The sequence below is a fragment of the Clostridium algoriphilum genome, assembly GCF_020443705.1.
Classification (GTDB): Bacteria; Bacillota; Clostridia; order Clostridiales; family Clostridiaceae; genus Clostridium_AD; species Clostridium_AD algoriphilum.
Window position 1 is genome coordinate 48195 of the sequence record NZ_JAIZZK010000020.1, and the last position, 16310, is coordinate 64504.

The 16310-nt window shown below is 30.3% G+C and carries 13 protein-coding genes and 1 pseudogene; 7 read left to right on the forward strand and 7 right to left on the reverse strand.

Annotated elements, in window-relative coordinates; translation table 11 throughout:
• Positions 1–35 precede the first annotated feature (35 nt).
• Positions 36–3059: a DEAD/DEAH box helicase gene (locus LGK95_RS14480; protein WP_226125494.1), complete on the reverse strand. Its 3024-nt coding sequence runs from the start codon at positions 3057–3059 to the stop codon at positions 36–38.
• 470 nt (positions 3060–3529) lie between these two features.
• Here LGK95_RS14480 and LGK95_RS14485 point away from each other — a divergent pair, with 470 nt between their 5' ends.
• The gene (locus tag LGK95_RS14485) at positions 3530–3718 is read left to right on the forward strand and encodes a hypothetical protein (protein WP_226125495.1); all 189 of its coding nucleotides are present in this window, start codon (positions 3530–3532) and stop codon (positions 3716–3718) included.
• A 127-nt stretch (positions 3719–3845) separates the two neighbouring features.
• On the opposite strand, the gene LGK95_RS14490 is transcribed toward LGK95_RS14485, so the two are convergent.
• On the reverse strand, positions 3846–5216 hold the full coding sequence (locus LGK95_RS14490; protein WP_226125496.1) for an MATE family efflux transporter: 1371 nt from the start codon (positions 5214–5216) through the stop codon (positions 3846–3848).
• Positions 5217–5544: 328 nt separating this feature from the next.
• A complete protein-coding gene (locus LGK95_RS14495) occupies positions 5545–5709 on the reverse strand; it encodes a zinc-ribbon domain-containing protein (RefSeq protein WP_165413014.1) in 165 nt (54 codons plus the stop codon).
• Between the two features lie 307 nt (positions 5710–6016).
• Between LGK95_RS14495 and LGK95_RS14500 the strand changes: the two genes are divergently transcribed.
• The 4 genes from LGK95_RS14500 to LGK95_RS14515 all read left to right on the forward strand — a co-directional run bounded on the left by LGK95_RS14500 (position 6017) and on the right by LGK95_RS14515 (position 9841).
• Complete coding sequence (locus tag LGK95_RS14500) at positions 6017–7495, forward strand: spore germination protein (RefSeq protein WP_226125497.1); 1479 nt, start codon at positions 6017–6019, stop codon at positions 7493–7495.
• Positions 7496–7532: 37 nt separating this feature from the next.
• A complete protein-coding gene (locus tag LGK95_RS14505) occupies positions 7533–8669 on the forward strand; it encodes a Ger(x)C family spore germination protein (RefSeq protein WP_226125498.1) in 1137 nt (378 codons plus the stop codon).
• 18 nt (positions 8670–8687) lie between these two features.
• Positions 8688–8903 carry a hypothetical protein gene (locus LGK95_RS14510; protein WP_226125499.1) on the forward strand — a complete coding sequence of 72 codons (216 nt, stop codon included), beginning with the start codon at positions 8688–8690 and terminating at the stop codon, positions 8901–8903.
• 737 nt (positions 8904–9640) lie between these two features.
• Positions 9641–9841: a hypothetical protein gene (locus LGK95_RS14515; RefSeq protein ID WP_226125500.1), complete on the forward strand. Its 201-nt coding sequence runs from the start codon at positions 9641–9643 to the stop codon at positions 9839–9841.
• A 469-nt stretch (positions 9842–10310) separates the two neighbouring features.
• Here the strand turns inward: LGK95_RS14515 and LGK95_RS14520 are convergent.
• Positions 10311–13046, reverse strand: a pseudogene (locus LGK95_RS14520) (calcium-translocating P-type ATPase, PMCA-type).
• A gap of 1016 nt (positions 13047–14062) precedes the next feature.
• Here LGK95_RS14520 and LGK95_RS14525 point away from each other — a divergent pair.
• Positions 14063–14302, forward strand: a complete 240-nt coding sequence (locus tag LGK95_RS14525; RefSeq protein WP_226125501.1) for a copper resistance protein CopZ — start codon at positions 14063–14065, stop codon at positions 14300–14302.
• A gap of 295 nt (positions 14303–14597) precedes the next feature.
• Entirely contained in the window at positions 14598–14795 is a 198-nt protein-coding gene (locus tag LGK95_RS22850; protein WP_404814459.1) for a lipoprotein intramolecular transacylase Lit, read from the forward strand.
• A gap of 360 nt (positions 14796–15155) precedes the next feature.
• Here LGK95_RS22850 and LGK95_RS14535 read toward each other — a convergent pair whose 3' ends face one another.
• From LGK95_RS14535 to LGK95_RS14545, 3 genes are all read right to left on the reverse strand, one after another.
• Positions 15156–15395, reverse strand: a complete 240-nt coding sequence (locus LGK95_RS14535) for an SHOCT domain-containing protein (RefSeq protein ID WP_226125503.1) — start codon at positions 15393–15395, stop codon at positions 15156–15158.
• A 61-nt stretch (positions 15396–15456) separates the two neighbouring features.
• A complete protein-coding gene (locus LGK95_RS14540; protein ID WP_226125504.1) occupies positions 15457–15720 on the reverse strand; it encodes a hypothetical protein in 264 nt (87 codons plus the stop codon).
• Positions 15721–16077: 357 nt separating this feature from the next.
• Positions 16078–16290 (reverse strand): heavy-metal-associated domain-containing protein, encoded by a 213-nt coding sequence (locus LGK95_RS14545; RefSeq protein ID WP_226125505.1) that lies wholly within the window; start codon positions 16288–16290, stop codon positions 16078–16080.
• Positions 16291–16310 lie beyond the last annotated feature (20 nt).

Consider the following 16310-nt stretch of genomic DNA (forward strand, 5'->3'; position numbering starts at 1 on the left):
TTTTCACCATAATTGTTATCTTTTATATGTTGATTTTAAGATTTGTTGTCATGCTCTAATATAAATAGTTCGCGTAGCTCCTTATTACTCATCTCTGATATCCAGTTTTCATTAGTTGAGACTACACTTTCAGCGAGTGCCTGCTTTTTCTCTAGCATAACATCTATTTTTTCTTCAAGCGTTCCCATACATATAAATTTATGCACATGAACATTTTTAAGTTGCCCTATTCTGAATGCTCTATCTGTTGCTTGATTTTCAACAGCAGGATTCCACCACCTATCAAAATGAAATACATGGTTTGCTTTTGTTAAGTTTAGACCAAGCCCTCCAGCCTTTAAAGATAATATAAATACCATCGGTTCATTGCTATCATCTTGAAAAACATTAATTAATTCTTCTCTTTTTTTTCTGCTGGTTCCACCATGTAAAAATAATGTTTTAACCCCCAGTTTTTTCTCAATCTCAGATTCTAGGATATGTCCCATTTCTGCAAATTGAGTAAATACTAATGACCTATCCCCTTCTTCTATAACAACTTCAAGCATTTCTAGAAGCCTTTCAAGTTTTCCAGAACGGCCTTCAATCTCCCCATTATCTTTTAAAAACTGTACAGGATGATTACATATTTGCTTGAATTTTGTTAACGAGGAAATGATAAGACCTCGACGCTGAATACCTTCAGAATTATCTATCTTATTTAAACAATCTTTTACCACAGCTTGATATAAAGTGGCCTGCTCTTTTGTTAACGATGCATATTCCTTAGTCTCAATTTTTTCTGGTAAATCTTTAATAATATTTGTATCAGTTTTAAGACGCCTTAGGACAAATGGAGCAATTATTTTCTTTAATTTATTACTTTTATTAGGATCTCCATCTCTCTCTATAGGCACTGCAAATTCACTTCTAAATGTTGACCAATTGTACAAATATCCTTTATTTAAAAAGTCCATAATAGACCACAAATCTGAAAGTCTATTTTCAACTGGTGTTCCTGTTAGAGCAACCTTATATTCTGCTTTTAGAGTTTTTATATAGTGTGTTTGTTTGGACGCACTATTTTTTATGTTTTGAGCTTCATCTAATATTATACCTGCCCATTCTTCCTTTTGGAATAGATCTCTATCTCTTACTATTAGCGCATAAGTTGTAATAATAACCTCATTTTTGTGAATCTCTTCGCTAAAATTTTCGTAACTCCATCTACTATTTCCGTGGTGGATAGCAGATTTAAGGTTAGGTGCAAACTTTTCAATTTCCCTTTCCCAGTTTCCAACAACTGAAGTAGGACATATTATTAAAGTAGGTTTGTCCGTTAGTCCCTTTTCTCTTTCATAAAGCATAAGACATATGCTTTGCACTGTTTTTCCAAGACCCATATCATCAGCAAGACATGCCCCTATACCATGATTTCTCAAAAATGTTAACCATGAAAACCCTCTTTTTTGATATTCACGGAGAGTACCTCTAAACCCTAATGGAATATCAACTTCTTGTATGTTATTTAAGTTAAATAGCTTTTCAAAAAAATGCCCAACGGCCTCTTGGTTATCTATAGTATCAACACTAACTCCAGGAATTATTTCTTCATCGCTTAAGTTGAGTCTTAATAATTCACCAACAGGAATCTTCCCATTTAAGCCTTTATTCATTTTCATCTTGGAAAGTGTTTTAATCTGATGTATATCAACCTGTACCCACTGACCTCTTAATTGAATAAAAGGGACCTTTAGATTTGAAATTTTATCAAATTCTTTCTCACTTATCTCATTTCCATTCAAAGCAAGTTTCCAATCATATTCAAGAATAGTATCCATATTGAACGTACTCTTCACTGCCAAATTAGTATTTGTAACATGTTTTTTATCTTTTAATTTAACAGAAAGCCTTGACGGTTTTTTCCACCAGGCTGGTGCAATAATACCAAAACCTTTTTCCTTTAAAAAATAAGCTGATTCCCTTAAAAATGAATACGCTTCCTCTTCAGATAACTTGCACTCTATAGGGACTGAATCATAAAGACTCCTTTCAATAGGAATAAATATCTTTGATGCAGCTGCTAAATCCTCTAGTAACCTTTCTTGAGGATTATTGAATTTTTTATTCAAATAGGTTATTGTATCCACGGACTCTTCAAAAATCATTTTAGCAGGTAGCATAAGGCTAAGATCATCTTTTGCTTGAAGCAAATATTCAAGTGTCCATTCCTCTTCTCGTCTTGGTGGATTGACTTTAAAACATGTACGAAATTCAAAATTATTGTTTTTAATTTTTATAGGTTCTATCCACTTCTTATACTCATTTAGCATTTTAAGTTGATCACCTGTGTCTATTGGTATCTCAGGTAATTCTGAAAAAAGAGAATGCATCCAATTACTGCTTAAATTACTAAAATCAGGTTCTAAATAATCATTATCTTTGTTTATAACACTACAGCTACTTCTTACCATACTATCAATCATGGAATCCATAAAATTACTTACCAGTTTTGTACTATTTGTGTATATAAACGCCTGATTTTCTAATTGAAAATATGATTTACAAGTCGTAGGCATATTACTGCATAGAATTTTCTTTTTATCAATATACTCAGGGTCACTTGAATGCCATCTCCACTGCGAATTTACTTTATTATTTACCCTATCAATAGTTAAAGAAGGCAAATACTTATGTTTTATAATTAGTTCTGCTGTGAATTTTGCCACTGTAATCCAAAATTTTAGTTCTTGTGATAATTCTATCTTCTCCGCTCCATTTTTATCTATATTTAAAATCATATGGAATGCATCTAAGTTATTAAAAGTAATGCCTCTGATTTCTCTTTTATCAAGCTCTTTAGATTCAAAATCATATTTGTATTTTCCATATTTTATATCTACTGCTGAATTATTTATTTTACTACGCAATTCTATTACTGTAGCCATCTCTTCATATAGTGGAAGTGCATTTTTAGGTTTCCTACCTCTTCTTGTGCACTTAGTCTCACCACTCTCGCCCCACAATATAAATGCGTGTTTATCTTCTGTAGTTTCTATCCATCCGCCATTTAATATCAATTTTACTTCACCCTCTAATAATGCTGTTAATATTTTATTGCTACTATATAGTTTACCATATTTAACTGGAAGATTTCACTTTTATATTATGTTTTATTATTTTTAAATTCGACTTCTCCCTTAAAACTATATTCTAACATATAAAAGTAAAGTTCTTGCCGTTCTATTCTAGATATTAAGTATATATAATTTTTTATGAAATGCTATCTTTATATCTATTTGAAAGTGAGGAAAAATAGTCACTGACATCAGCCCTTATAACTGACATTGAAATACCTCAAATGGATGGTCATACTCTAACAAGAAAAATTAATATCTTCTTGTTTATATTAATATATATTTCTAATAAAAATAGATAAATTCACATAAATAATAAATTATTCAAATAAATATTTACTATTTGTGTATCTTTTTCTCCATAAGTACCCATACTATTAAAGTACTATTAAGAACTAAAGGAGGAATTCACAATGGAAAAGAACGCTAAACAACATATTCAAGATGCATGCACAGAACTTCAAAACTCAAGTACTTGTTTAACTGATGCCGCAAACACAGTAGAAAAAGCCGAAAATAAGCAACAAATACAGAACACTCTTAATGCTGTACAATCTGCGATACAGGCAGCTAATACTACACTTTCAAATTACAAAGAGTAGTTAAAAAATAATTATATTCAGCATTATTTTCTAAAGGAGCTTGTTTATTAACAAGCTCCTTTATTTATAATACAAATCACGTAAAACACTATAAAATTCACAATTTGTAATTAAGCATAATTAACGTTTATTTACTACGATAGGCAATGGATGTTGACATTTTTAATAGTTTACTAAATTTGTATTTAAACATGACAAACATAAGAAGTGCATCTATTCCCCACTGAAACGCAGTAATCCACCATACCGCTGTAATTTCGTAATTTAAAACATTAATAAAATAATATGTTAAAGGAAGTCTTATGAGCCAACTTGTAATACAACAAATAAAAAACGGGCTCTTGACATCACCTATCCCCTTGAGTGATCCAGCAAACACTGCCGATAACCCTATGAATGGTTGCTCAGCCGCTCCAATTGCTAGACACTTCCCGGCTAAATAAGCAACTCTTTTCTCATTATCATTAACAAAGAACTTCACAAGAATATTAGGCATAAATAAAAATATTATTCCAAAAAAGCTCATTATAAGTACAGCATAAAAAGCACAATTATAAGTAACTCCTTTTGCCTTTTTATAATCTTTTTTCCCTGTATTTAATCCTACTAAAGTAATAACCGCAATTCCGAATCCAATACTCGGCATAACTGATATTCCTTCTATCATATTAGCTATTTCATCAGACGCAAAGGAGACACTTCCAGAATGAATTATAATAGCAATACATATTAATTTACTAACAGCAAACACTGCTTCTTCCATTGAACAAGGAATAGCTAATTCTAATATCTTTTTTATATCTTTAAACGAAATGGAGAAAATATAAAATAGTTTGAACTTTATTTTTGCCTTGTATGCAGTATAATAAAAAGTAAATATAAACCCACATAAATAAGCAACGCTCGATGCTATAGATGATCCCTCTACCCCTCTTGATTTAAACACAACACCAAAAATTAACATATAATTCAAAATTATTTTAACTGAAATTACAATTAATGAACATATAAATGGTACAAAAGTATTTCCATATCCTATTAATATAGAATTTAAGAGCCTCATACTCATAGAAAAGAATATGGCTATAGCATTAAATCTAATAAATGAATATCCTATTTCTAATACCTGATTTCTAGCCCCAAGTATATAAAGAAGTTCTTTTCCAAACAAGAACACTAAAATTGCTAGAATTAAGCAAAAACTAATGCCAAAAATAAAACTAATTGTGGCAAGTTTCTCAGCTGTTTTATACTGCCTTGCACCTACTAGTCTAGAAACCAATGAAACAATACTTATGCAAAATCCACCTGTAATAAATATTCCTATAACTGCATTCGTTAAATTGTTGCTCAGCCCAACAGCACTTACTGCTATATTTCCTCCATATCTTCCAATCATCATTAAATCGAAAATGGCCATTAATGTATATATTGTTATCTCCGCAACTACCGGTAGTGAAGTATTGAGAACTTCATTGGTTGTATGTCTATTACCCATACAAGAACTACCTCCTAAGAATTAATTTTCATTATTAAGTATATTAATAAAATCTACTTTAATGAATAAATTTTTAACCTTCGAGTAAGCTAGCTATATATATTATTAATTGTCTTTTTTATAAATATGTGTAGACGTGCTGGATTAAGCATAATTTCAGAACATAAAAATGCTCCCTTTAAAATAGGAAGATTTTTTTCATCTGTCTACTTTAATGGGAGCTATAACTCTAATCTCTTAATTTTCAGTTAAATAGTTAGTGTATAAACTTATATAATATAATTTTATACAAAAAAATTAACCCTATAGGGTTAATTGTAGTTTTTCACTAGTTTCTGAATCCTCTGTCGTTCTGTTGTTTTCTTGCTCTTCTGCAATCAACACATCTTTGAGGTTCATTGTCGAATCCTTTTTCTTTGTAAAATTCTTGCTCGCCTTCAGTGAATACGAAGTCTTTGCCACAGTCTTTACAAACTAAAGTTTTATCTGCCATTTTAAACATTCCTCCTTTTTCAAATATTAAGATATAGCACCAATTAACAATTATATTCTAAAAAGAGGATATGTTGTTATCTAGTTAATCTCAGTAATAACTACTATTATGCAGTCAATATACATCTATCTTATCATATATATTAATAAAAAACAATACAATATTAATTCTCTTATTTGTACTTAGATATCAAAGCGTAAATAGTATTTTGAGTGTGTTAAAAATAATATTTATGATTAAAATATTTATGAATTGGATAAAATATCTCTATACAATTAAATAAGATATTATAAAGGGTGTTTGATTTATGAATACAAATGAATTTTCAAATGTAAAGCTAAAAAAATCATTAACTGAAAATATAAATATGATAAAAAATATTTTTACTAATGACACAACCCTCGTATATAGAACGCTGTCTATTGGAAAATTTTCTAACATTAAATGTATGCTTATATATATTGATGGAATGGCAAATATTGAAGCAATTAACATGAGTATCATCTCACCAATATTATTAAATGATATAGCTGATATTAATACTAACAACATTATGGATATATTAATGCAAAAGTTACTTTTGACGGGTGATAATAAAAAAACAACCTCTCTTGATGATATTATTAATGGAATTATGTACGGAAAAACCATGCTTTTCATAGATGGTTTGGATGTTGTAATTTCTATAAGTACAATTGGATGGAAAACAAGGGCAATTACAGAACCTCAATCTGAAACTATAGTAAGGGGTCCTCGAGAAGGCTTTACCGAATCACTGAATATAAACCTTTCACTTATAAGGCGGCGTTTAATTAATTCCAACTTAAAATTTGAATTTATGAAAATAGGTAAACAAACTAAAACTCAAGTATGCGTGTGTTATATTAAGGGAATAGCAAAGGAATCTATCCATGAAGAGTTAATGACAAGGCTCAATAATATTGATATTGATAGTATTTTAGATTCTGGTTACATAGAAGAATTAATTAAAGACGCTCCCTACTCTCCCTTTAGGACTGTTATTAATACAGAAAGACCTGATGTGGTAGCAGGTAAGCTTCTTGAAGGAAGGTTTGCGGTTGTCTGCGATGGAAGTCCTGTTGTTTTAACTCTGCCAACTCTCTTTGTTGAGATTTTCCAGAGCAATGAAGACTATTATGACAATTTTTTGTATTCCTCCTTCGTAAGAAGTCTTCGATGGTTATGTTTTTTTCTTGGTACTAGCGTTCCTGCAATATATGTTGCAATTGTTACTTTTCACCAAGAACTTATTCCCACCTCACTTCTTATAAGTATATATACCGCCAGAAAAGGAGTACCTTTCCCATCACTTGTAGAAACTATGGGCATGACCATTATTTTTGAGATACTTAGAGAAGCAGGGCTCAGAATGCCAAAACATGTTGGTGGAGCAGTTACTATAGTAGGTGCTTTAGTACTTGGTGATGCTGCAGTTACTGCAAGACTAGTGAGTGCACCAATAGTTGAAATTAGTGCACTCACTGGAATCGCTAGTTTTCTATTACCCCAAGCTTTAGGACTAGTCGAAATAAGACTAATTTTTTTATTATTATCTTCCTTCTTAGGTTTATACGGTTATATTTTCGGGGTAATGGGTTTAGTTCTTCATATGATGTCTATACGTTCCTTTGGTATACCTTATATGACTAACATTCCCTCTTTCACCGCTCAGGATATAAAAGATACTGTGATTAGAGCTCCCTGGTGGAATATGTATTTAAGACCGAAGCTGTTAACAAAAAATAGTAAGCGCAAGAAAAAGTGAAGAAGGAGGGACCCCAAATGAAAAAAAAAAATTAGTAATGCTAATTTTAATTATAACTATATGTCCTATTATATTATGTGGATGTTGGAACTATAGTGAAATAGATACTTTAGCAATAGTATCCGGTATAGCAATAGATAAAGATCCTATATCAAATAAATATATAGTTACAGCAGAAATTATAACCACACAAGATCCTGGTACTACATCAATTATAAGTCCTGAGCTTTATAGCTCCCAAGGTGACAGTATCCTTAGCGCGGTGAGAAGTATGATAGAAACAACTGGTCTGAAACTTTTTTGGAGTGATACTAAGGTGATAATAATAAGTGAATCCGTAGCGAATGAAGGTATAATTCCTGTAATTGATTGGACTAACAGATCCTCTGACCTTCGACCAGATATGTGGATGCTAATATCAAAGGAGAATAGCGCTGCTGAGATTTTAAAAGTTAAGAATAAGCTTAATCAAGTAGTTTCTTTTCGTCTTGATGAAACCATGAAATCAGGAACCATACGTCCTAGATATCCTAAATCGAAAATATGGTTATTTGTAGATGATCTATCTTCTGAAGGAAAGTCTCAAGCAGTGGCTACAGTTTCAAACGAGCTTTATGATGGTTCTATGTTTTCTCGTGTTAATGGTTCTGCTATCTTCAAATCAGATAAACTTGTAGGATATCTAGATGGAAAAGAAACCTTATATACAAATTTCATTAATAATAATATAAAGGAAGGAGTAATTAATTTTCAAAATCTTTCAGGCTCTGACACCGGAATAACTTTAGAATTGCATGAAAGTAAGACTAAATTAACCCCATCTTATAGAAACGAAACTGCATCACTTTTAATTGATATATACCCAGTTGTAACTATAGAAGAAATTACAGGAAGTAAAGACTTTATAAACGCTGAAAACTTAAAGATACTTCAAAGTGAAGTTGAAAAGACAATGGCGAATGAGATGCAGTTTTTAATTAATAAATTACAGAAAAATTATGATTCCGATATACTAGGTTTCCATGAGATCTTTGCTAAAGAAAAACCAAAAGTATATGAGAGTTTTAAAAAAAATAGGAAAAATATTTTTTCAAATATAAAGACTCGAGTTAACGTACACTTAATAATAAAGGGTACTGGTAAAACAAACAATTCTATTCCTACAACAAAATAATCAAAGGGGAAATTATAGATGTTTTTATTTGTAATAATTGCATATTTAATCGTAATAATTCTAGAAACTAGAATGCTATGGAAACAAAAATATAAGAAAAAAATAATGTTTTATCTTGCTATGATTATATTTTCAATGATAATTAGCATTCTTCTGTCTTTAGGTGTACAGTTACCAAGTCCATCAAACCTAATAAAAAACATTGTACTGTCAATACTTAGTAAGATTAATTAACCTTTTTACTTACTGATTATTATGTTAAATAGATAGTGTTAACTAACTTATGAAAAAACAAGAATGTAAATAGTAGGGTTTTGATTGCACATTGAAAAGTGAAAAAATACTTTGAAGAAATACAATGTAGTTTTATTTGTAGCTAAGTTCTAAACCCTTGCTAAGGCAAGGATTCAAATAAATAAAACAAAGATAGTGTTAACACTATCGTTAAATAGGTTCTGCTATAATTATATGAAGATTTGTTATCACTATTTTGTGAACTCATCATTTGTCTGTTAACATCATTGTTAGTTGAATTATTTCTACATGTTGCATATGCAACCGAAATTCCTCCTACTGTTAGGATGCCTGCTATTGTTAATAGCCATAACTTTATTTTTCATTTAATATCACTCCTCTAATTTTTTTCTGTTATTGTTTTTCTCAATACATTTATTCTACTACTTAATTTTGGAGTAATTATGAAGCTAATACTTTCCTTCTAAATAAGAAAAACATTGGGGATATAAAATTGAAAAAATTAAAGAAATGTATGATAATTTTATAAAGGTATGGAAAAAGCAAATTGTATATAATCTAAGTTTAATATTAATATTATTTATGAGTTTAGTAGAACATATTCATATGAAGATAATATGAATATTAGATGCTCAAATTATATAACCCTTTACTTGCACATTTAGCTCTTATTTGAATATATATAATAGTGTAATAATCTTTGGATGACCACTTATATGAACTCAATGTATAATATGTATGATATGTATGGTATGGACATACCAATGATTCCTAGAAACATGATGCCTATGCCTATGCCCATGCCTATGGATATGAAGATGCACATGCTTCACACGTGCATGAATACTATGAAAATAATGGAGAAAATGATGAACGAAATGATGGAGAAAATGACGAAGGATGAAATGCACAAATAAAGTTAATCTATTTTCTATTATTTTAGTTACTTAAATGATGTATAATTTCGTTAGTGAAGGGGCTGTCTCAAAATACATTTTGTACCCAGTTTTACCTGAAAATACGCTGTACAAAAATGCTGCGGATGTTCCAATTGATATTAATGATTGAATCCATATTGGGACTTATAATGCCTGTTCTTCGTCTTCAATAATTAATTCAACGAGCACTCTAAAATAATTACCGCCCAGTGATTTCTCATCCAAATTATATAATTAAACGCTTGTGTTAAGAATTAGTTAAGGTTCTCATATTATATTATTAAATATAAAATAAAAATCCACATTGCTGATTTTAGTAAGCAATGTGGATTTCTATAATTTAGGCTTCAAAGTCACATTAAAATAAATAGTAAATCAATATGCTGTTTTATTTATCTTAACTTAGCTATACAGCCATTTTCTCTTCTGATTCTGAATCAACCTGTTCCTATTTCTTAACAAGAGGTTTGCTAATTAATTTCACAATTTCATTTACTACTATTACAAGTGAAGCTAATAAAATTATCTTTAGCCACATAGTAATAGTTAGTGGTACTGCATTAAAGAATTTTGCGAATACTTCAGTTACAAATATTTGTGTTACTGCTGTAGCCGTAATTATCTTTAAGAATATAGTATTTTTTATAAGGTTCTTAAATATGCTATCCGTTCCAAATTCTCTGCAGTTGAAAGCATTAAATAAAGCACTAAAAGCAAATAATGCAAATAATACAGTCTGCATTTCATTTGGTTCTGTGATCCCATCTTTAGGGAAACCCGCTCCTAGTATATCAAATTTCATCTGAATCATAATAACAGAGGTTATATATAATGCATTGAGAACCATACTCTTAAACATTTGTTTAGTTATAATACTGGCATTTCTATTTGTAGGTTTTCTGTTTAAAACAGCAGCTCTTACTGGTTCTAGTCCAAGTGAAAGTGCTGGTAGACCATCCATTATGATGTTTACCCACAATAGTTGAATTGTAGTAAATGGCATTTGAAAATCAAATACTACAGATAAAATTGCTGTTAAAAATGCAATTATATTTACAGTTATCTGGAATTGAATAAATCTTTGGAAGTTCTCATAAATACCTCTTCCCCACTTAATTCCTTTTACAATAGTTCCAAAACTATCATCTGTTAAAATTATATCTGCTGCATTTTTACTAACTTCAGTTCCAGCTATACCCATAGCAATTCCTACATCTGCTTTTGTAAGCGCTGGGGCATCGTTTATACCATCGCCTGTTACTGCAACCACTTCACCATTTTTTTGAAGAGCTTCAACTATTCTCATTTTTGTATCAGGTTTGGAACGGGCTACTATTGAAATAGTAGTTATTTCGTGCCTAAGCTCCTCCTCTGATAATGTATCTATATAAGTAGCCTCTACTGCCCTAAAGCTGCCTTCAAGAAGTCCCAAATCTTCTCCTATAGCAATAGCTGTATTAATGTTATCTCCTGTAAGCATTTTTGTAGCGACCCCTGCTTTTCTAGCAGTTTCTATTGCTTCGTTAACATCAAGCCTTAAAGGATCTCTTATTCCTACGAATCCTGTAAATACTAAATCATTTTCTAAAGTACCCAGCACTGATGCTATAGCTACTTCTTCGCTTAAATTGCCATATGCAAACCCAAGTACCCTCATAGATTTTTTTTGAAGTTTTTCTATTTCAACTAATATCTCGCGTCTTCTAGATTCATCTAACTCCACTTCGATGCAATTAACATGTTCATATTTACATAAATCAAGAATTATTTCCGGTGCTCCTTTTGTTAATACTGTGGAACCTTCTTCCTCTTCGATAACCGTACTCATTCTTTTACTCTTTGAACTAAATGGAATCTGATGAGCTATTTTTGCATTTTGCCTTTCTTGTACATAATCACAGGCGTCATTGTACAAAAGAAGGGCACATTCTGTTGCACTACCTAAATATTTAATTTCTGAATCATCTTTCTCTATATCTGCTGTTGAATTCACAAGACAATTATCAATAAAATAGTTATTACTCTCGCTTAATTCATCTCTTTCTCTGAACTTACCGTTTAAATAAACTTTTTCTACAGTCATTCTATTTTGAGTAAGTGTACCTGTTTTGTCTGAGCATATTACACTCACAGAACCTATTGTTTCACAGGCTTCTTTTTTAGTAACAAGTGCATTTATCTTGGCCATTTTCTGCATAGTTATTGCAAGTGTCATATTTATCATTGTTGGAAGTCCTTCTGGAACTGCCGCAACAATTAAAGCAACACATACAACAAACGCAGTTTTTATTGGTCCCACTGACTATAAAAATGCAAACACACTTGTGGTTTCTGGCGATATCTCATTTGCAACCACCAATTTTATAATCATTACTATAAATAATATTGTGGCTATAGCACTTGATACTTTTGAAATATTTCCACCTAAATCTCCTAGTTTTGTTTGAAGCGGTGTCGGTAAATCACTTTCTTTAAGGTTTCTAGCTATTTCTCCCATTTCAGATTTATCACCAGTAGATGTAACTACAAAGCTAGCTCTACCGTAAGCTACAAGTGTTCCTCCGAAAACCATATTCTTTTGTTTTGCAGGAATTGGGTCTTGCACAATAGTTTTATCTTTAGCTTTAATGTGTTCCATTTCTATTACAAGTTCTGAATCTTTACTTACGTCCTCTGATTCCCCTGTAAGCATATCTTCTCTAACCATTAAATCTATTCCATTTACAAGTCTTCCATCAACCGGAACCATATCCCCAGTCTCAATTGAAACTAAATCACCAGGTACCAAATCAATTTTATTAACTTGCATTATCTTTCCATTACGTAATACTTTTATCTCTATATTTTCTGTCATTTTCGATAATGCATCTGCCGCCTTTTGTGATTTTCCTTCTGTAAATATTCCGATACCAAGTCCTATAGCTACTGCACATACTATGCCAATAGCATCTGCAAACTCTCCTACGAGTGCACTGATTACAGCTGCCACTAATAGTATTATCATCATAGGCTCAGTTATTGCGTCTTTAACACTGTCCCAAATAGAACCTTTTTCTTGTTTAGTAAATTCATTAGTACCATACTTCTCTAGTCTTTCTCTAACATCAGAACTAGATAACCCCTTACTACTATCAACTTTAAGTTCATTTAAGACTTTTGAACTTTCTTCATTAAAGTACTTCATGTTATCCACCTTTCTTTGATTATAGTTTTATTATCTCCTAAGTGTGATACTGATACTGCACTTCTAATTTTGAATTATTATGAAAAATAAAATTATAACGTTATTTTTATTTAATATCACTCCTCGTTTTTTCTTCATATCATTATATTACTACTCAATTGTGTAGTGATTATGAAGCTGATAATATATTAAATTTTATATTTATTTATAAAATATTTTATGTCAATAAAAAACCTCATTGAAGGTTAGAAACTTATTTATGAATAAATAAAATAAATGAAAAATAACCTATTGATGAGTATATTCATAGGTATAATATGAAAGCATTACGGAATAATATTATTATTAAATGACGATAGTGATTGGCAATTTAGAGTTATTTAATTTGTGTATGTACATTTTATATTTCGTGTATAATACCATATTTAGCATATAGCTAAAACATTTATGGTTATCTACATATCATCTACACACAAACGGTGAGGACGGAACTTCTTCAAGATGAAGCATTAAAAATACAAATTAATCGGTCCCTAAAAAGCTACAGATAGATAGCATGTTTATGGATATTAGAAAAGAATTGGTTAATAAAAATAAACTATATAAATAAAGTAACCGCTGAGGAGGCGACCCCTTCGTGGTTATTTTTATTTTATCATTATTATAAACCTTCCCTATCTACTTTATTGGACCTTTATTGTCTGAACAAACCTCTGTTAGGTTTAATACTGATTCCCTTATTTCTTTTACCCTAACGTCCTCATGCCCTAAAAGTTTAATTTGCCAATATAGTCTATCCGCATCATGATGTTCGTCTTCAGCGTAAAATACTATCGTTGATTTCTCTGCTGCACCGCCTTTGATAGTGACTCTTCAATTTTTTCCTTTGATACTCTATATCCTCCAATTTCTTCATTAAGAGTTACTTTTTAACCTGTAGCTTTTATATTTTTTTGTTTTTTCTTCATATAGTACACATATAAATTTGGTATTATCCTAACAAGGAGGCATATAAAATGAAATATTATACAGTCAACTTTAAACAATATAATATGTTATGTGATAAATGTTTAATTAACGTAATTAAGTGTCTAAGTAATCTTCATGGAATAGATGGCTTAGATATAAGTTTAGAATCCAAAAAAATAAAAATTATATATAAGGATAAGACAATTTCTAAAAAAATGATACAAGATACGGTTAACGAAACAATCCTTACCGGTAAAGTCAAAAATATATATGGCATTAACTCATAATACTGATAAAAAATAGATCAATTCAAAAGTCATGTTAAAAGTGGGAATTGCCGATTACTTTTTTGACATGACTAAATTTTTTTGTAATTTATTAATAAAGCTCAAGACATATTTCATAGTCTTGGGCTTTATTTTTAAAGTTGATTATCTTTATTATTATGACTAGATTTTCCGACTTTGATGCTTTAATCATCATTTGTATCATAAAAAGCATCATTATTAGGACTAAATCTATGTCAATTGTATAGTAACTGGGGTCAAGTAATGAATTCATCAACTTGCGCAACTTAAATTAATAAAGTCAGCAGTGAAGTTAACACCGATGTTTAAACAACTATACTATTTTGATATTCAATATCTGAGTATTGTGGAAAAATCAGGTTATAGCAAAGCTAAAATAGTAAAAAACTATGATTATGGTATAAACTATCTCTTAATCCCTAAATATCAAGAATTTGCGCTTCCATTTATTCAATATGTTCTTTCGGAATAATTACTGGCAGTTTGATACTTAATTAGATACTAACATCCAAATACTACCATAAGAATTCTTCTATCATACTGCCTTATTAATAGTAGCGATTATGATTTTTAGTATATAACATTTATACTCATAGATAAGAGATTGATCAGAAAAAAACTTATATAGAATAAGCTTCAAATAAACAGAAGACCAAGTATTTTATAACAATACTTGGTCTTCTGTTTATTATGAAATTCAAGTTCAAGACTTGACATATGCCTTGAGCTTGAATTATAGTGTTCTTTCTCTGCCATTGGATCATTTCTAACAGCAATCTCAGCTATTCATTTGCTGTGGGTATAACAGTTAAATTTTATTTCTAGAATTTTTTTAAGATTTACCATTTAAAAGTATATTTTTTTTACTCTTATATTCTTCCTCCTTTATTTCTCCACGAGCAAATCTTTCACTTAAGATATTCAAGGAATCATCTGTAGTTTCTATATATTTAGCATTGTTTTGTTCTTGCCTAGAGCCTACATATATAATAATCCCAATTAAAATTATAGGGATAATCATCATTCCAAACCAACCTCCCATCATATTATATCCATATCCGTAGCCCATCATATAAAATCATCCTTCCATTATCTTTATATTATTATTATTATTTTAATTAAATGCTAGAACATTATCTTCCCATCATACTTCCATGAAACCCTATCATATCTTCTCTGCCTATGGATTCCATCATATTAGCCATTGACCCATATCCATTTTCTTCTATTATATCAATCATTTTTTTATAGTCATCATCACTTATGTTATTCATGATGTCGTTCATAGAATCAAAATCTCTGTTTTCAATTGCTTTTGCTTCATCACTGAACCCGATTAACTTTATCATATCGTTATAACTGTCTTTTGATTGAGTCCCACCATTTTGATCACCCATTATCGAATTTGTATAATTATTTGATGATTTATTGTCATTATTTTGTGAACTAATTATTGGTGTTTTGAAGTTGTCGAAAGTTGTATCATTTTTAACAGTTTCATATGCAACTGAAACGCCTCCTACTGTTAGGATGCCGGCTATTACTAATAGCTAAAATTTTATTTTTCATTTAACATCACTCCTCTAATTGTTTTTCTCTATACATTTATTCTACTACTCAATTGTGGAGTAATTATGAAGCTAATACTTTTATTAATATATTATTAAAAATAATATATTAATAAAAATGCCCAAGTATTATATTTTTCATAATACTTGGGCATTTTCATATTTAAATTTAATTGTATTTTAATTCTAAGCTATTTCTATTTTTACAACATCATATCCTACCTCTTCAATAGCTCCCTTTATATCTTCATCCGTAATATCTTCGCTTATTTCAGCAGTGGCAAACTTTTTATCTAGATTTACCTCCACGTCTTTTCCACCAATTTCCTTTAATGCCTCGCTAACGTGATTTGCACAATGTCCACAACTCATACCTTCTATAAATAATTTCTTTTTCATTTTTATTTCTCCCTTCGAAT